Annotated in this window: 13 protein-coding genes; 6 read left to right on the forward strand and 7 right to left on the reverse strand. The window is 41.2% G+C overall.

The features are described 5' to 3' along the window. The first annotated feature begins 115 nt into the window (after positions 1–115). Positions 116–994: a RelA/SpoT domain-containing protein gene (locus tag FTV52_RS10800; RefSeq protein ID WP_179990799.1), complete on the forward strand. Its 879-nt coding sequence runs from the start codon at positions 116–118 to the stop codon at positions 992–994. A 318-nt stretch (positions 995–1312) separates the two neighbouring features. Here FTV52_RS10800 and metH read toward each other — a convergent pair whose 3' ends face one another. Beyond that, positions 1313–5002, reverse strand: coding sequence for a methionine synthase (metH, locus tag FTV52_RS10805; protein ID WP_131261618.1), 3690 nt, complete (start codon positions 5000–5002; stop codon positions 1313–1315). Between the two features lie 497 nt (positions 5003–5499). Here metH and FTV52_RS10810 point away from each other — a divergent pair, with 497 nt between their 5' ends. Beyond that, positions 5500–7116 carry an inorganic phosphate transporter gene (locus FTV52_RS10810; protein ID WP_154320948.1) on the forward strand — a complete coding sequence of 539 codons (1617 nt, stop codon included), beginning with the start codon at positions 5500–5502 and terminating at the stop codon, positions 7114–7116. A gap of 128 nt (positions 7117–7244) precedes the next feature. Here the strand turns inward: FTV52_RS10810 and FTV52_RS10815 are convergent, their stop codons facing one another. The 3 genes from FTV52_RS10815 to FTV52_RS10825 all read right to left on the reverse strand — a co-directional run bounded on the left by FTV52_RS10815 (position 7245) and on the right by FTV52_RS10825 (position 10174). Next, on the reverse strand, positions 7245–8792 hold the full coding sequence (locus FTV52_RS10815; protein ID WP_004972044.1) for a hypothetical protein: 1548 nt from the start codon (positions 8790–8792) through the stop codon (positions 7245–7247). Positions 8793–9044: 252 nt separating this feature from the next. Continuing rightward, a complete protein-coding gene (locus FTV52_RS10820; RefSeq protein ID WP_004972042.1) occupies positions 9045–9239 on the reverse strand; it encodes a hypothetical protein in 195 nt (64 codons plus the stop codon). 317 nt (positions 9240–9556) lie between these two features. Further along, positions 9557–10174 (reverse strand): rhomboid family intramembrane serine protease, encoded by a 618-nt coding sequence (locus tag FTV52_RS10825; protein ID WP_004972041.1) that lies wholly within the window; start codon positions 10172–10174, stop codon positions 9557–9559. A gap of 157 nt (positions 10175–10331) precedes the next feature. Here FTV52_RS10825 and nfuA point away from each other — a divergent pair, with 157 nt between their 5' ends. Continuing rightward, positions 10332–10970, forward strand: coding sequence for a Fe-S biogenesis protein NfuA (gene nfuA / locus FTV52_RS10830; protein ID WP_096900978.1), 639 nt, complete (start codon positions 10332–10334; stop codon positions 10968–10970). A gap of 73 nt (positions 10971–11043) precedes the next feature. On the opposite strand, the gene FTV52_RS10835 is transcribed toward nfuA, so the two are convergent. Both FTV52_RS10835 and FTV52_RS10840 read right to left on the reverse strand, forming a co-directional pair. Beyond that, positions 11044–12057: a hypothetical protein gene (locus FTV52_RS10835; protein WP_179990800.1), complete on the reverse strand. Its 1014-nt coding sequence runs from the start codon at positions 12055–12057 to the stop codon at positions 11044–11046. Positions 12058–12075: 18 nt separating this feature from the next. Beyond that, on the reverse strand, positions 12076–13137 hold the full coding sequence (locus FTV52_RS10840; protein ID WP_026438298.1) for an alpha/beta fold hydrolase: 1062 nt from the start codon (positions 13135–13137) through the stop codon (positions 12076–12078). A gap of 299 nt (positions 13138–13436) precedes the next feature. Between FTV52_RS10840 and FTV52_RS10845 the strand changes: the two genes are divergently transcribed. After that, positions 13437–14051: a carbonic anhydrase gene (locus FTV52_RS10845; protein ID WP_004972031.1), complete on the forward strand. Its 615-nt coding sequence runs from the start codon at positions 13437–13439 to the stop codon at positions 14049–14051. A gap of 39 nt (positions 14052–14090) precedes the next feature. Here the strand turns inward: FTV52_RS10845 and FTV52_RS10850 are convergent, their stop codons facing one another. Beyond that, positions 14091–14720: an arylesterase gene (locus tag FTV52_RS10850; RefSeq protein ID WP_004972029.1), complete on the reverse strand. Its 630-nt coding sequence runs from the start codon at positions 14718–14720 to the stop codon at positions 14091–14093. Between the two features lie 12 nt (positions 14721–14732). On the opposite strand from FTV52_RS10850, the gene FTV52_RS10855 reads away from it, so the two are divergent. Both FTV52_RS10855 and FTV52_RS10860 read left to right on the forward strand, forming a co-directional pair. Continuing rightward, entirely contained in the window at positions 14733–15482 is a 750-nt protein-coding gene (locus FTV52_RS10855; protein ID WP_004972026.1) for an ABC transporter ATP-binding protein, read from the forward strand. 1 nt (position 15483) lies between these two features. Beyond that, on the forward strand, positions 15484–17973 hold the full coding sequence (locus FTV52_RS10860; protein WP_004972024.1) for an ABC transporter permease: 2490 nt from the start codon (positions 15484–15486) through the stop codon (positions 17971–17973). Positions 17974–18005: the final 32 nt, after the last annotated feature.

An 18005-nucleotide genomic window follows, 5' to 3' on the forward strand; every position in this document is an offset into this window, starting at 1 on the left:
GCTACCTTAGCTTTAAAATCATTTGAATGATTTCTTCTTGGTCTACGTGCCATAAAATACTCCATATATTGATGTTTATAACATCATTTGAGGAGCAGAATATCACTTATAGGAGTTGTTCAAATTTACGGATCCATCTCTTGGTATAAGAGTAGTTGTTGAAAATTTAAAACAAGTAAATGCTATTTTTAAAGTTTTAGCAAATGAACATTGTTTTTATAATGATGGAAAATTTATAAAAATGGACAACTACATACTTAACCCCAAAAATGATGGGTATAGATGCATACACATAGTTGGTAAGTTTAACAATAAGTTAAATGAAGAAAGAAAAATTGAATTTCAAATTCGTACTAAACTTCAGCATAGTTGGGCAACAACATTAGAAATTGTTGATATTTTTACAGGGCAAGATCTAAAAAGTAATGATGGTCTTTATGATTATAAAAAATTTTTTAAAGATGTAAGTGATCAATTTCAAATTATTGAAAATTTGAAAGGTTTTCTTGAGAATGATAAAGGTCAGTTAACAAAAGAATATTTAACTAAAGTTGTTCAGACCCAACACCTTATAAATCAATGTATTGATATAAAAAATTTTATGGATCGCTCTGTAGGTGGAATCACTATAGAAAACCATTTAAAAACCTATTGTGTTACTTTAAATGATTTGAATACTGTATTGACTGCAAAAAACAGCAGGGATGGATTTATACTAATTCGACTTAATGTGCAGACAAGAAAGATTGAACATGAATTTTTTGCAAACTCAGAGCAAACATTGGCTTCTCAAAGATATAGTCAATATGAGCAATTATTATCAAAAGATGAAAAATGGATAGTTGCACTTCTTTCAACGAATGCTATTGGGGGATTAAAAGAAGCTTATCCAAACTATTTTGCCGATTCAGAGATTTTTTTATCTTATATCGGTTTGATTAAAATTGCAGCAGTTCTTGGTGGTGCAAAGAAAGTCACTTCAATAGCTGTTTAGGAGTAGCTATAACCTCTACTGATGATTGTTGATGAATAGTAATTACTCTCCATTCATCACAAGGCAAAATAGGTGGAAAAGCGGCTACTAACTTAATAGTAGTCGCTTTGTTCTCTCTGTGGGGTTCGTTTAGCTGAATGCCTTACCCATTGTGTAAAGGTGAAAAACACCTCTAACAGACTAATCACTCAATAACCTCAGACTAAATAACGAACTGTCCCATTAAACAAAAAACCAGTGAATTTTACAATTCACTGGCTTTTGAAATGACATTATATAGCGCATGGGCAGATGAACCACCCATGCAGCGCAATGCACTTAATTAATCGAATCATCCAAGTTTGGAGCTAACCAACGCTTCGCTTCATCTAAACTCCAGCCTTTACGCTGTGCATAATCTTCAAGCTGATCTAACGAGATTTTACCCGCGTTAAAGTACTCAGAAGCAGGGTTGGCATAGTAGAAGCCGCTCACAGATGAAGGCGGCCACATTGCAAAGCTGCTCGTAAGCTGTGTGCCAATCTTTTCAGTCGAACCTAACCAGTTAAACAGTGTGGCTTTTTCAGAGTGCTCAGGGCACGCAGGATAGCCTGGTGCAGGACGAATCCCTACATATTTCTCTTTAATCAGCTCTTCATTGCTTAGCTGCTCATTCGGCTGATAGCCCCAGAATTCTTTACGAATACGCTCATGCAAATGCTCTGCAAATGCTTCTGCAAAACGGTCACCCAAAGACTGCACCAAAATGGCAGAATAGTCATCGCCTTTGGCTTTAAACTCATTGGCCATTTCTTCCGCACCAAAAATCGACACGGTAAAGCCGCCCAAGTAATCTTGCCCTTGCTCTGTAGTTGCGACAAAGTCTGCCAAAGACAAGTTTGGTTTACCTGTGACTTTGTCTGACTGTTGACGAATATGATGGAAGGTATGCGTTACTTGATTACGTGCTGCATCATATACTTGTACTGAATCTGCCGCAGAACGGTTGGCAGGGTAAATCCCAAAGACTGCACGTGCATCAAAGCGATTATTTGCAATAATATCTTTGAGCATGGCTTGCGCTTGGTTATATAAGTCGGTTGCAGCTTCGCCCACCACTTCATCTTCCAGAATTTTCGGGAATTTGCCCGCCAAACTCCAAGAAATAAAGAATGGTGTCCAGTCAAAGTATGGCAACAAGGTTTCAAGCGGGTAATTGGTCAGCACTTGTGTACCAATTAATTTTGGTACTGCAGGCGTGTAGTTGTCCCAATCAATTTTTAAACCATTGTCGATGGCTTCTGCATACGACAATTTCGCAGCTTTTGGTTGCTTATTGGCAATACGTTCACGAATTTTAGCGTATTCCGCACGATGCTCTGCAACAAAAGCAGGTTTCATTTCAGGGGAGAGTAAGGTTGTCGCAACACCAACGGCACGCGAAGCATCGGCAACATAAATCACTGCATCATTTGAGAACTGTGGATCAATTTTAACTGCAGTATGTGCTTTAGATGTGGTTGCGCCACCAATCAACAATGGAATGTTAAAGCCTTTACGCTGCATTTCTTTGGCAACAAAAACCATTTCATCTAAAGATGGGGTAATCAGACCAGACAAGCCAATGATATCGACTTTTTCGTCAATGGCAGTTTGCAGGATTTTTTCTGCAGGTACCATCACACCGAGATCGACAATATCGTATCCATTACAGCCCAAGACTACGCCCACAATATTTTTACCAATGTCGTGAACGTCGCCTTTTACCGTTGCCATCAAGACTTTACCTTTAGACTGACCTTCGGTTTTTTCAGCTTCGATGTACGGGTTGAGCCATGCAACGGCTTGTTTCATCACACGGGCAGATTTCACCACTTGTGGCAGGAACATTTTACCTGCACCAAACAAGTCACCGACCACGTTCATGCCATCCATTAACGGGCCTTCAATCACATCTAATGGACGTTTGGCTTTCAGGCGCGCTTCTTCGGTGTCTTCATTAATAAAGGTGGTGATGCCTTTAACTAAAGCGTACTCAAGACGTTTTTCGACAGATTCACTACGCCATTCTAAGTTTTCTTCGGCTTTTTGTGCGCCTGATTGACCACGATATTTTTCTGCCACTTCTAGCAGTTTTTCTGTGGCATCCTGACCGCTTTCACCTTGGTTCTGGTTCAGAATAACGGCTTCAACTGCTTCTTTCAGTTCTTTCGGGATGTCATCGTAAATTGCCAACTGACCTGCGTTGACAATCCCCATGGTCATGCCTTGCTGAATAGCGTGATATAGGAATACCGCGTGAATGGCTTCACGTACAGGTTCGTTACCACGGAATGAGAAAGATACGTTCGATACACCGCCTGAAATCATGGCATGCGGCAGGTTTTGTTTAATCCAGCCTGTGGCTTCAATAAAATCGACTGCGTAGTTGTTGTGTTCTTCAATACCTGTCGCAACTGCAAACACGTTCGGGTCAAAAATAATGTCTTCGGCAGGGAAGCCAACATCATTGACCAAAACGTCATAAGAGCGTTTACAAATTTCGCGCTTACGTGCCACAGTATCGGCTTGTCCGACTTCGTCAAAGGCCATAACAATGACAGCTGCGCCGTATTGGCGGCAGAGGCGGGCTTTTTCGACAAACTCGTCATAACCTTCTTTTAAGGAAATAGAGTTGACAATGGCTTTACCTTGTACGCATTTCAAGCCTGCTTCAATGATTTCCCATTTAGAGGAGTCAATCATGATAGGTACGCGAGAAATATCAGGCTCAGATGCCACCAAGTTCAGGAAGTGCACCATCGCACCTTCTGAATCGAGCATGCCTTCATCCATGTTGATGTCGATGATTTGCGCACCGCTTTCTACCTGTTGACGAGCAACATCTAAGGCTTCGGCAAAGTTTTCTTCACGAATTAAACGCAGGAATTTTTTAGAACCTGTGACGTTGGTACGTTCGCCCACGTTTACAAATAAAGAGTCATCATAAATGTTAAATGGTTCTAAACCACTTAAACGGCATGCAGGTTTAATCTCTGGAATTTTACGCGGTGGAATGTCTTTTACCGCATTGTAAATCGCGCGGATATGATCAGGCGTTGTACCACAGCAACCGCCTGTAATATTGATCAAGCCGCTTTCAGCAAATTCTTTGAGGAAAGCTGCGGTTTCTTCAGGCGTTTCATCATAACCACCAAATGCGTTGGGTAAGCCCGCGTTCGGGTGTGCAGAAACAAACACATCGGCAACGTCTGAAACGGTTTTAACGTGTGGACGCATGGCATCTGCGCCCAAAGCACAGTTAAAACCAATTGAAAGTAAATCGCCATGACGTACCGAGTTCCAGAAAGCTTCTGCAGTTTGACCCGTTAAGGTACGTCCTGAAGCATCGGTAATGGTACCTGAAATCATCAACGGCAATTCACGCCCGAGCTGTTTAAACACTTCTTTGACCGCAAAAATCGCAGCTTTACAGTTTAAGGTGTCAAATACAGTTTCAATGAGCAGGATATCTGCACCACCTTCAATTAAGGCATGCGCAGCTTCAATATAGTTTTCTTTGAGTGCATCAAAGCTAATGTTACGAAATGCAGGGTCGTTTACATTTGGTGAAATTGAACAGGTACGCGATGTTGGCCCAAGTACACCTGCCACAAAACGTGGTTTGTCTGGTGTTGAATATTTTTCACAGGCAGCTTTGGCTAAACGCGCTGCTTCGCGGTTAATTTCTGGAACCAAATCTTCCATGTGATAGTCAGACATAGAAACGCGTGTGCCGTTAAAGCTGTTGGTTTCAATAATGTCTGCACCCGCATCTAAGTAGGCTTCGTGAATACCCTGAATAATGTGCGGTTGGGTCAGTACCAATAAATCATTGTTGCCTTTGAGGTCATGTGCCCAATCTGCAAAACGCTCACCACGATAATCGGCTTCTTCCAATTGATGGCGTTGAATCATAGTACCCATAGCACCATCGATAATTAAAATTCTTTGGGCAAGAAGCGCTTTCAGGGTGGTAAGCGTGGACATAAAAAACCCTTTATGACTGAATCCGAAATGAGCGCTATTTTAGCAGAGTTCGCACGGCTTTCGTGCACTTGAAGCGACCAGAGAGAGTGGAAGTCGTAAAAATAGTGCATAAAGCAGTATTTTTAGGATTTTGCTGTAGCTTTTGAACCTAAATAAAAGTTGTGATGAGGAACATTCTAATTTTGATTTTACTTTGATGCGTCATCGCTTTGTCATATTGCTCAGGCAAAATTGGCTCACGGTGAATTTTGTCTGACACTTTAGGCAAATATGACAAAGGTGTAACAATCTAAATTTGAGAGAATGGCATAAGAAAAGTAGGTTTATTTATTCTAAGTGTTTAAATTTAAAAGTTAATTTTAATTTTATGCACAAAAAATACAGCTTAAAGTGTGAAAATAAAGTATGAAAGTTGCTTTATATAACAGCTCTTTGTCATATAATTGTCACAATTTAATTGAACAATAAGGGGATTTTAAATCCTCTTTTCTGCTTGCATGAATTCTAATCCAACTCCTGTAGATTCAGCACACAAGTCGACCACTAAATCGACCAATGTTCATGTGCCTACACCGAAATTTTTTATGCCGGTGTTTTTAACGATCATCGTTTCTACCCTTATTTATATTGGTTTCCAATTGTCTGCGGACTTATCCCACGTGCCTGCGCTGAGTATGTACTCGGTGATTTTATTGGCGACCGCTTTATTCATTGCCTTAGGCTTTGAATTTGTGAATGGTTTCCACGACACAGCCAACGCAGTGGCAACGGTCATTTATACTAATGCCTTGTCTGCACCTGTGGCAGTAATGTGGGCGGGTTTCTGTAACTTCCTTGGGGTGATGGTCGCCAGTGGTGCAGTTGCCTACGGTATTATTGCCTTACTTCCAGTCGAACTAATTATGAATGTCGGTTCAGGCGCAGGCTTTGCCATGGTTTTTGCCATGTTGATTGCCGCGATTGTCTGGAACTTGGGAACGTGGTACTTCGGTATTCCTGCTTCAAGTTCGCACACTTTAATCGGTTCGATTTTAGGTGTGGGGATTATGAACTACTTGATTAACTCAGGTGCGGGTGCAAGTGGTGTAGATATGGAACAAGTCATGAAAGTGGGCAAGGCTTTATTGTTCTCGCCACTGATTGGTTTTGCTTTTGCTGCGATTTTGTTCTTCTTGGTGAAAAAAATCTTCAAGAAACAAATGGAGTTGTTCCAGCCACCTGAAGGCAATAAGCCACCACCACCACTGATTCGTGCCATTCTAATTTTTACTTGTACTGGGGTAAGTTTTGCGCATGGTTCAAACGATGGTCAAAAAGGCATGGGTTTAATCATGTTGATTTTGATCGGGATTGTACCGTTGGCGTACTCGTTAAATAAAGAGTTAGACCAAAACCACATTCAATCGTTCCAACAGCTTTCAACGCAAACAGCTGATGTGATTTATGCACAACATGTCGATATGCCAGATGAAAAAGCACGTCAGGTCATCACTAGCTATATTCAGACCAAAGAAATTACCCCTGAAGTCGTGCCTGCTTTGGCAAGCTTAACTGACCATTTGGGTGAGCGTGTGGGTCAATATGGCAACTTGAAAGATGTGCCTGAAGCTGAAGTAGCAGAAATGCGTAATGATATGTATTTAAGCACGACTTCATTCAAGCGTTTAGACAAAGCCAATGCCTTGCCTGAAATGTCGGAAGAACAGAAAAAAGTGGTTAAAAGCTACCGCAGCCATTTAGATTCATTCTTACAATACATTCCAACTTGGGTCAAAGTTGCCGTTGCCTTAGCACTAGGCTTGGGTACGATGGTCGGCTGGAAACGTATTGTGGTGACTGTTGGTGAACGTATCGGTAAGCAGCACATGACTTATGGTCAAGGTATGTCTGCCGAGCTTGTGGCAATGTCAACTATTGCTGCTGCAGATGGTTTGGGGATGCCAGTTTCAACTACACACGTACTGAACAGTGCGGTGGCAGGTACCATGGTGGCAAATAAATCGGGTCTGAATTTCCAAATGGTGCGTACAATTCTTTCGGCTTGGATTTTCACTTTACCTGCGACAATTTGTTTATCGGGTAGCTTGTTCTGGTTGTTCTTAAAAGTGTTTTAATCCATTCTCAACTTTTTTGAGTGGTTGAAAAAAGCGCTGTGATGATACAGCGCTTTTTTTATACCTGCAGATCAGTCTAGAGAAATATTTGCAGGCAAGTTTTTGAATAGATAGATTAGCGGTTTACATTACTTTTTAAATTTTTGGATGACTTTGTCCAGTGGTAATTTATCTGCAGCAAAGCCATAGAGCGCAGCGAAAGGTAGGGCCGTTCGTGCCAAATACGCCACGCGCCACAATCCACCATGGTTCGCACCTTCCATCATCAATTCGAGCGGATGCTCAAGTTTCACTTCAGGATTGGCTGCCGAGTTTGGATTGCGTAAGTCATGAATCCACAATGCCGCCATAATCGCATTGGTGGTTTCAGGGCTAAATGCTTCAACATCAAACAAACTTGCGCCACTAAATGCTGCTTTGAGTAATGGATTTTTGGTCACAGAGTGTGTGGTGGTCGAAGGTGCAATATTGATGCTGACATGCTGTCCTTGATGACGCGCTAAAATTGCACGCCATTGCTGGATGCGTTTTGCTAAAGCATAGTTTGGCCCTTGTTCAACCACCAAACAGTCGGCAATACCATAATGTTGACCATTGTCTGAAGCAATTAAATTATGCAGATTCTTTTGGAAGAAATGACTGCGTGAAATGGTTTCAATACTTTTGGTGAGTAGCTTTTGCCCTTGTGAACGCTGCTGAAACTTCTCTGCCGATGCGCTAATCACTTCTTCAGGAACGGCATAAACATCGGTTGGGGTACACATAAACATAAGGCTGCTATCAGCTTTGTGTTCGCTGACATATTGCATAATGGCATCCATCGCCATCGCAACACGCACGTGTTTTTCACCATCTAAATAGGCAATGGCTGCTAAATCTAGCGTTTCAGGTTTTTGAGCTAACCATTGTGCAATTTCTGGGGTTTGTGTCAGTAGATTTGCACCCAACTGTTCTGTTAAAATATCAAGTGGGGTATCTGCCGCGAGTTGTGTTGTACTGGGTGCATATAAGGTGGCATTGCCTTGTTGCACAGTGCTTAAAATTTTATTCCACACACGGCTATTTGGTAAATCGACTGCAATAATATTGGCTTTCCATTTGGCTAACCATGTGAGTGGCCCTGCTTCTGAAGCTGCACCAAATAGCACCATGTTACGGTCAGACAAATCAAACCATTCAGGATGCGCCATTGCAGCATTTAACGCTTCGGCATGACTTGGTTCAATAATGCCTGCTGCTAGCCAAATTGCAATTTGATCTAGTAGAGCTTGACCTTGTAACTTTTGCCCACGATACGGCACATACCATTCGGGTGCTGCTTGGCTGCTGCCTTGTAATTTAAAGGTATGTAAAGTTTCAGTAGGCAAGAGCATGACATCTTTCAGCACATATTTTTGCTCATGACGATAAAACTCAAAACTTTGATGCGCTTTTCTTAAACCATCTTCTGCAATTTGAATTGCGTTAGCTTGTTCACGAATACCATTGGTCACGAGGGCTTTAAAGTATTTTGGATAGTGTTTACGCCAGTTTTTTTCTGCCAAAGCATCGACTGAGCTTTGATGATCGACTGTGGCTAAGGCTTCGGCAATAATTTGTTTGCCCGTGCTTGAGGTGCTGGGTTTATGATTTTCTGGATGAATTGGAAACTGTAAGCCATCGTAAGAAGTGGACATGCAAAAACTCGCAAACTAAATTGAAATTAATATACAGATGTATACATTATCTATGCCAAGTTGCGATATGGGGTAGCAAAAACTACCAAAATTGAGTGAAATTTGAATAAAAAAACCTTCACGAAGTGTAAAGGTTTTTAATGTGAATGAAATGTTGTTGAGATTTAAAGGTTAGTGTTTAAATGTCTAGGTTCGAATCATAAATGAGTCTGATGCTGTATCAACAATGTTTTATTCACTCAGACCAACAGCTTAACAACGTCCTTTTTTCGCCTGACCTGGAGGACAAAAATCACCATCACCATGCGGATGTTGGTGTGGATAATAGCCTTTCGGGTAGATCGTGCGGTCAGGATCAATCACCACACTGCCTTCAGGGGTATGTACGGCACAGGCGCTTAATCCTAGACTGAGTAACAGGGCGCTTAGAAGTGCAAACTTTTTCATGGCTGACTCCTGATTGCTTGATAGTTTTAGTCTTTATATTCTTAGTATAAGTGCTTGTCGAGTAACTGCATGTTATTTGTTGTGTGCTTTATGCTGTATTGGATCATTCAGATGCTTTCATCAATCAAAAATACTTATCAGCAGTTCATAAAATGACGATTGAAAGTCGTTTTTCCCAATGAGAGAGGCTGAAGATGAGAGGCAATAAATGATGGTGTTAAGCGGATTTATGAAAGCAGTCTATTGACGGATTTGAAAATTCTTTAAAGTAGCAACGACTCAGTGGTAGATGTACCGAGTCGTTATAGTTTCAAAAGTTAAAACGGCAGTTGCGCCAGTTTATTCAGGAAGTGAGGCAAGATGCGTGGTTCAATTAAAATAGTCACAATCACACCATAGGCCGCACCCCATAAATGCGCACTGTGATTAATATTGGAATTGCCGCGTTTACCCGACCAAATGCTATACGCTACATACAGTATTGCAAAAATAATGGCAGGCACTGGAATAAAGAACACGAAAATCAACTTCCACGGCTCAAACAAAATATAGGCAAACAACACCGCAGATACAGCACCAGATGCGCCTAAGCTGGCCCAACGATGGTCATTTTTATGCTTTAAATAACTTGGAATAATCGCGGCGATTAAACCACCCAAATAGAATAAAACAAAGCCTAAATCATAGACGTATTGGCGATAAAAACTTTCAATAATGCTGCCAAAGAAAAACAGGGTAATCATATTGAACAGCAAATGCGCACCATCGGCATGCACAAAACCATGGGTAATGAAGCGGTCATATTGACCACGTTGCATAGCAGGCGGCCAAAAAATCAGACGATTCATTAATTCTTGTTTGGAAAACGCCAACATAGACACAATGACCGTAATAATGATAATGGTCACGGTATGATTAAAAGGTAAATCGAGCATAAACGCCTATTCTTTTACTTGAATTCTGCTGTAATAATGCATCAAAACTGAGTTTGAGTCGAACTTTAGGAATAAATCCGACAATTTTGGTTGATTTTTTTTTATTCCCCCGCATCTTCAGTTAAAATAGCCACTTCAGCTTGAGGAAATTATTGTTATGTCGACTGAGAACAGCAGCACAGCAGTTGTAGATGAAATTCCAAACTTATTGATTACGCCAACTGCTCAAGAGTATTTGAAGGATTTATTGGCAAAGCAAAATACACCGGGTATTGGTGTGCGTGTTTTTGTGGAAAATCCTGGTACACCGCGTGCTGAATGTTGCATGGCTTATAGTGCGCCCGATGAAGTTGTACCTACAGACTACAAACAGGAATATCCAGACTTTCCTGCATTTATTGATACGCCGTCTATTCCGTATTTATTGGATGCCGTAATTGACTACAACAAAGACCGTTTTGGTGGTCAATTGACTTTCCGTGCACCGAACTCAAAAGTGCCACGCGTAGGCCCAGATGCTTCAGTAGAAGAACGCATTACTTATGTTTTACAGTCTGAAATTAACCCAGGTTTAGCAGGGCATGGTGGTAACTGTGCTTTGGTTGAAGTGGTTGAAGATGAAGAACACGGCTTAACTGCAGTATTGAAATTTGGTGGCGGTTGCCAAGGATGTTCAGCGATTGATGTGACTTTAAAGCAAGGTGTTGAAACAACCTTGAAACAACACGTACCTGAATTGATGCGTGTGGTGGATCAGACTGACCACAGTCAATCTGAAGGTGCTTATTTTAAATAAGCTCTAAGCCTCGCTTAAAAATAACCTCCTAAATTTTAGGAGGTTATTTTTTATCTGAAATTGTCAACAGACCCTATTCATTCGTTTGTAGATTTAAAATTTGTTGTGTTTTTTCAGAATAATAAAATTCCTCTAAATAATGGCGCGCACGTTGCTTTAAATAGCCTTCAGCGATCATTTTTTGAATGACTGGATTTAACAGTTGTTGTAATTGATGTTGGACTAGCGCTTCATCAATATTTAAGTCGTGCAATAACAAATCAAAAGGTCGTGCTTGATTGCGTACATACCACGCATACACACCATCATGCACTTGCTGTTTCAAATAGTCACTTTGGCGTAAATGATCCCAAATTTCATGTCCTAAATTGACAGTTTGAGATAGGTCTTGCACTTCAATATAGTTTTTTAAAACGGAAAGTGGCAAATCTTTAATTTTGTGCCATAAATTGGCTTGGAAGTGATACAGTTTTTCCTCATCAAAATGTTGATTAAGCACCGACTCGCTCATTTGAGTCAGCTTCTGCACATTTTTTTGCAAATAATGCTGAATGGTCTGGTCTAAATTGGTATCGGTAACGCTTTCCAAAACCGATTTACCCATTTTCATAAAACGCGATACGCCAGGCACGCTTTTGGCGATCACCGAATTATCCATATAATCCTGAATGGAATGTTGAATGAGTTGGGTAATCATGGCGGCAAAGGCAGGATTATTCACCACGGCTTTAATCAAACGCTGACGATGTCCACTTTTACTTGCAACATATTGTGCAATTTTGTCGATGGTCAGCACAGGTATCACATCGGCAATTTTACTGCTGTCATTAACAGGGTGTACCAGTGCAAAACGAATATGCTCAGCAATTTGTTCCACTAAAAATGAACTGGCAGGTGTATTTAAAATTTGATGTTGAATCAGTTGATGAATGGCTTCAGATGTCCATAAATCTTGTAAGCTTTGTTTGCGAAACCATTGGTAAAACTGCATAAATTCAGTTTGTACCATTTCACTTTGGTTAAATTCTTGATCTAAAAAATCAAGCTGAGCTTCAATTAGTTGCTCAATGATGGGATGTTTCTGCATGAAGGTTTTATATAATAATTAATTTAGAGGAATCAGTTTATCAGCAAGTGGGTTTTTTAGGTTCTGAGTTTTAGCCAGAAACGGCAAATAATATTGTGCGACTTGTTTTTCAGCTTCCAATAACGGCATGTGTCCAACATTATTAAGAATCACAGGTGTTTCGGCGCGTTTGAGTAAAGATTGTAATTCCTTCGCCACTTCAACATTAATAATGCGATCTTGCTTACCCCATAAAATCAGGGTCGGTGCTTCAATTGATCCTGCTAAACGTGCAAATGAGTCTGGAGTATAAATACGGTTGAGTTTGACAATTTGCTCAATTGCTTTACGGGTTTGTTCTGAGCGAGAAATCAGGACTTCTTCTTGCGCATGTTGAATTTGTGAGGTCATGGCAGGCGGGCTTTGCATGATTTGTTTGGCGACGTCGGCTAAATCGCCATGTTTGCTCACAATTAAGTCATTTAAAGATAATGGATTTTTGGTGTAAGGCGTATTAGCAAGTTTATAAATGCCTGCACTATTGAGTAAAAATAAACTTTGCGTATCAAAAGGATATTGCGAGGCATACACGGTTGCAATTGAGCCGCCTAAAGAATGTCCTGCCACGTGTAAGTTTTCTTCACAGTCAATTGCTTCAATAAATTGACGCAGTTGTGAAGTTACATTCGGAACTGAATTATCAAAATTGCTTGGAGTTTTGGTGTCACCGCTATTGGGTAAATCTGGAATAATCACATGATAATGTGGGGTTAAAAATTGCGCGACACGGTTCCAATTATCACGTGTGCCTGCCAAACCATGAATCAATAAAATTGTGGGTTTGCTGTGCGAGCCACCTTCGTTATAGCTCCAGACGACATCTCCAACACGAATGCTTTTAGAGCTTAGTCCTGCTTGTTTGCGCTGTTGCTGAAAATGATTTTGTAATAGTTTAAGTTCAGTTGCGTTGCTGTTACTGGCGTTATTGTTTTTTGTGAAGGTATATGGATTGGGCGCAGCGCTTTGCACAAGGCAAGATGTACTTAGTCCCAAAGCCAATAAAGTCGTATGTAGATAACGTGATCGAATAAATTTCATCATGAAAACGTCTTCCCCTGACGAACCCAAAACAGGCTCCAATAATGATAGGCACTAGCTCTTAGGTCTAATTGCACAAGTGTATTCTGTCTATTGTAGGCGTTTAAAAATGAAAGTCATCCCTTGCTTTTTTGATCAAAGCTTTGAAATTGGTAGAAAATGTGACCTATCTCAATAAAAAGTGAAAAAATTTATAACAAAAATGAATAAAGAAAAGCGCAGCTGCATATTTTTTTGCAAGTGACATTCATAAAAACTGGCTTTAGAATATCGCAACTTCAAAGATCGGTGGTAAATCAAGAATGCTAACAGCTCAAGAAGCTTTAGAACGTCTTAAACAAGGAAACCAACGTTTTGTTTCTGGTGATACCAGACATCCGAAGCAATTGTCGCACCAACAGCGTGCAGAAATGGCAGAAGACCAAAATCCATTTGCCATTATTTTAGGATGTTCAGATTCACGTGTTCCTGCAGAAATGGTATTTGACCAAGGATTGGGTGATCTTTTTGTAATTCGTGTTGCGGGCAACGTGGTTGCGCCATCACAGGTAGGTAGTGTTGAATTTGCGGCAGAGCGTTATGACTGTGCTGTGGTTGTTGTCTTAGGACACAGTCACTGTGGTGCAATTCAAGCGACAATTGATACTTTAATGTGCCCAGACTGTCCACCATCGGCAAATTTAATGTCGATTGTGAACCGTGTTCGCCCTTCAGTTGAAACCTTAATGCAGACTGAACTGAAAAATGATTTGGCGAAATTGTCTAAGCATGCAGTACGTTCCAATGTATTTGCATCGGTAAATCAATTGCGTCATGGTTCAGCAGTTTTAGAAAACCTGATTGAACAAGGTCAGTTGAAAGTAGTCGGTGCAGAATATTCACTGGAAACAGGTGAAGTGGTTTTTTTTGATTTTTAATCCGAACCGCACAGCAATTAGATTTTCCTCAAAGGCGCTTTATAAAGCGCCTTTGATATATGGATAAGCATTATTTAGCAAAATAGGCTGAGCTTTGGCATTTGGATGAATTAAATCTTTTTGCATCAATTGCTTATTGCCCGCAATACCTTCCATAAAAAATGGCAGTAATTTGACTTTATATTGCTGACTCACCACTTTATAGTTATTTTCAAATGCTTTGCTATACGCCGAGCCGTAATTTGGCGGCATTTTCATCCCAAAAATCACCACTTTCGCTTTGGCTTTTTGGCTATGCTGAATTAAGTTCGCTAAATTTTTTTGAATCATTTGTGGTGGTTGTCCACGTAAGCCATCATTCCCGCCTAACTCAATGACTACAACGTCTGGACGATGGGTCTGCAGCAATTTAGGCAGACGCGCCAAAGCACCACTGGTGGTTTCGCCACTGACACTTGCATTGACCACTTTATGCTGTTTCGGATACTGTTGTTCTAAACGTTTTTGCAATAAGTGAACCCAACCTTGTTGTGGTTGTATGCCGTAACCTGCACTTAAGCTGTCACCTACAATCATAATGGTTTTTGCAGATACCACGAATGGGCTGAAACATAGTCCGAGCAGCAACACACGCGGGAAGACACGACTAGTTAGATTGCGATTTTGCATAATGGGAAACGTATGACTCAAAACACTAAAGAATCTAATATCATGCCACAAACGATTATTTCTGCCCAAAATTTGACACAAAAGATACAACTTGCACAAAAACAATTGACCATTTTTGAGAATTTAAACTTCGATATTCAGGAAGGTGAACAAGTGGCCATTACAGGTCGTTCGGGTTCAGGAAAATCGACCTTATTGGGTATTTTGGCAACATTAGATCAGGCCAGCAGTGGAAAATTGGTGGTATGTGGTGAGTCAATTGCAGAATTAAACGAAGAACAACGTGCAGAAGTTCGTTTAAAGCATATTGGTTTTGTGTTCCAGTCATTTCAGTTATTGCCGCATTTGACGGCACTGGAAAATGTGATGTTGCCACTACGTTTGCAGGAAAAATTTAAATATGCAGAGGCAGAACAAAAAGCCCTCAACTTGCTGAAACGTGTGGGTTTAGAACGACAAGCACAGCAAACGCCGAAAGTGCTTTCGGGAGGTGAGCAACAACGTGTCGCCATTGCACGCGCTTTAATTCGTGAACCTAAAATTATTTTTGCCGATGAACCGACAGGAAACTTGGATGGGGAAACTGCAACTGAAATTGAGCAATTGTTATTTGAGTTGAACCGCGAGTTGGGCACAACTTTGGTGTTAGTCACGCATGACCCGAAACTGGCGGCACAATGTCAGCGTCACTATGCCTTAATTGATGGGCAATTGGTTGAGCAATTTGCAGCTAAGCCAACTGCTGCCATAACAGGAGGATGAAATGAACGCATTATTTCATCCGCTGTTAAAGCAGAGTTTTAAAAGCAGTGGTGTATATTTACTGATTATTGCGCTGACTTTAGCGATTAGTGCGACCACGGCCTTAAAGTTTAGCAATGAACAAATTCAAAATGCGGTAGCGTTGCAAGCGGCAGAAATGTTGGCGGGTGATTTAGTCCTGAGCGACAATGAACCCATTGCACAAGACTGGCAGGATCAGGCGACTGCACATCAGTTACAACAGTCGCATGTGACTGTATTTAGTTCGATGGCACATACTCAAGCGCAATTTGTGATGGTGAATGTCAAAGCGATTGAGCACAATTTTCCGTTACGTGGTGAATTGAGGGTGAGTCCTGCAGCGGACAAGATTCAATCTGGTGAAATTTGGCTCAGCCAACGTGCCATGGATTTGCTTCACGTTAAACTTGGTGAAACGGTGAATATTGCCGATGCAGCATTTACCGTGACTGCCAAAATTGAACATGATTCTAATCAGGAACTCGGTTTTTCAGGTTTTTCGCCGACAGTAATTATTTCACAGGCCGATGTGGCACGTACCCACGCGATTCAAGTGGGTAGCCGCATAGATTACCGTTTGTTGTTGGCAGGCAGCGCCAAAGATACACAAAATTTTGAGCAGTATTTTAAAACACATACACAACAGCCTGCACAGGCACAGCAAACGGCCAGCCCTGAACAAAACTTTGAAGAACAAAGTAGTTTAAGACTACGCAATGCCAGTGAAGGCAATACTCGCTTAATGCGCCCCATTGCCAATTTAGATACCTTTTTACAGTTAGCGAATATCCTGACCATTTTATTGTGTGGGATTGCGATTGGTTTGACCAGTCAGCGCTATGTGCAACAAAATCAGGATCATATCGCCTTATTACGTTGTATTGGTGCAAGTAAACGACAAATTTTAGCCGCTTATTTGGCTTTGCTTGCTTTGGTCTTAATTATCGCTATGGGCATTGGCAGTATTTTGGGCGTGACGTTGGGCTATGCTTTGTTGCAAATCATGCTGCAACTGATTCCGCACCTGGAAATTCAATTTTCAGCCATGGCAATGTTGCTTGGGCCATTGCCAATCGCCATGCTGACCAGTGCTGTGGTGTTGTTGGGTTTTGTGCTGCCTAATTTATTGCAATTGCTGAATACCGCACCGATTCGCGTGATTCGCCAACAAGACAAAAGCATGCGCGCTTGGTGGTGGATGTTGCTTACAGGGACGCTAAGTCTAATCGTATTTTGTGTGGTCTTGACCGAAAGTTTAGTGCTTAGTACATGGGTGATTGGTGCGATTATTGCGCTGTGCGTATTGCTGTATGGAGTGGTGTGGAGTTTATTAAAATTATTGCGTCATTCTAAAGGCAGACTCGCAGCGTATATTCGTGCGCCTGCTGTCACGGCATTTCAAATTACTGCATTGGCTTTAGGATTAAGTTTAATTACGGTACTTGCAGTGTTGCGTACCGACCTGCTAGATCGTTGGCAGCAGCAATTGCCCGAAGGAACACCCAATCAGTTTGTTTACGGCTTGCCACCGTTTGATATGCCTGAGTTTCAACAACAATTAACGCAGCAGCAGTGGCACAGCACGCCACTTTATCCAAATATACGCGGGCGTTTGGTCGCCAAAAATGATCAACCTTTTGCCGACGCCTTAATTCAGCAAAGCAATACGTTAAGACGCGAACTCAACCTGACACAGTCTGACCGTTATCCTGCCGATAATATCATTGTAAATGGGCAAGCCAATTTCAGTGCAGTGGGACAAGTGTCAGTAGAAGCAGATACGGCTGCCGAGTTGGGCATTCAAATTGGTGATCGACTCAGTTTTAGTTTGCCTGAAGGCATACTTGAAGCCGAAGTGATTAATCTGCGTACGGTGGAGTGGGAAAGCTTTAGTCCAAATTTTTTCTTTATTTTTTCACCGCACACTATGGATGAAAATGCAGGCAGTTATTTGGGCAGTTTCTATGTGCCTGAAGCAGATAAACCGAAACTAATTCAATTGATTCAGCAATTTGCCAACACAGTGTTTATTGATGTCAGCCTAATTTTGGATGAAATTAAACGCATTGTGAATGTGTTGGTGCAGATCATCACCATTTTAGCCATTTTGGTGAGTGTGTCTGGGCTGTTGGTATTAATCGCGTGTTTAAACTTGCTGATGGATGAGCGCAAACGCGAAGTCGCATTACTGCGTTCTTTTGGTAGTTCTAAACAAAAACTCAAACGTATGTTGAGTCTGGAAATCGGTTTTATGGGCTTTATAGCGGGAATAGTGGCGTGTTTATTTGCCGAAGTCATTAGTGCTGTTGCCAGTTACCGCATGGATTTAATGCTGCAACCACATTGGGAAATCTGGCTGATTTTGCCTGTATTTATGACCGTGCTGTGTGCCTTGATTGGACGTTATCGTTTAAGTTATTTATGCGATATTCCGCCACTGCAAAGTTTAAGGGAGATGAATCAGTCCTGATTCATCTCTAGTTGATGTTGTTTTACTTGCTG

The organism is Acinetobacter sp. YH1901141, from assembly GCF_013416935.1.
In the GTDB taxonomy this organism is placed as follows: Bacteria; Pseudomonadota; Gammaproteobacteria; order Pseudomonadales; family Moraxellaceae; genus Acinetobacter; species Acinetobacter towneri.

Excerpts from the sequence above, each read along its gene's own strand:
- metH (WP_131261618.1), bottom strand. The coding sequence starts at position 5,002 with ATGTCCACGCTTACCACCCTGAAAGCGCTTCTTGCCCAAAGAATTTTA.
- FTV52_RS10810 (WP_154320948.1), top strand. The coding sequence starts at position 5,500 with ATGAATTCTAATCCAACTCCTGTAGATTCAGCACACAAGTCGACCACT.
- FTV52_RS10815 (WP_004972044.1), bottom strand. The coding sequence starts at position 8,792 with ATGTCCACTTCTTACGATGGCTTACAGTTTCCAATTCATCCAGAAAAT.
- FTV52_RS10820 (WP_004972042.1), bottom strand. The coding sequence starts at position 9,239 with ATGAAAAAGTTTGCACTTCTAAGCGCCCTGTTACTCAGTCTAGGATTA.
- FTV52_RS10825 (WP_004972041.1), bottom strand. The coding sequence starts at position 10,174 with ATGCTCGATTTACCTTTTAATCATACCGTGACCATTATCATTATTACG.
- nfuA (WP_096900978.1), top strand. The coding sequence starts at position 10,332 with ATGTCGACTGAGAACAGCAGCACAGCAGTTGTAGATGAAATTCCAAAC.
- FTV52_RS10835 (WP_179990800.1), bottom strand. The coding sequence starts at position 12,057 with ATGCAGAAACATCCCATCATTGAGCAACTAATTGAAGCTCAGCTTGAT.
- FTV52_RS10840 (WP_026438298.1), bottom strand. The coding sequence starts at position 13,137 with ATGATGAAATTTATTCGATCACGTTATCTACATACGACTTTATTGGCT.
- FTV52_RS10845 (WP_004972031.1), top strand. The coding sequence starts at position 13,437 with ATGCTAACAGCTCAAGAAGCTTTAGAACGTCTTAAACAAGGAAACCAA.
- FTV52_RS10850 (WP_004972029.1), bottom strand. The coding sequence starts at position 14,720 with ATGCAAAATCGCAATCTAACTAGTCGTGTCTTCCCGCGTGTGTTGCTG.
- FTV52_RS10855 (WP_004972026.1), top strand. The coding sequence starts at position 14,733 with ATGACTCAAAACACTAAAGAATCTAATATCATGCCACAAACGATTATT.
- FTV52_RS10860 (WP_004972024.1), top strand. The coding sequence starts at position 15,484 with ATGAACGCATTATTTCATCCGCTGTTAAAGCAGAGTTTTAAAAGCAGT.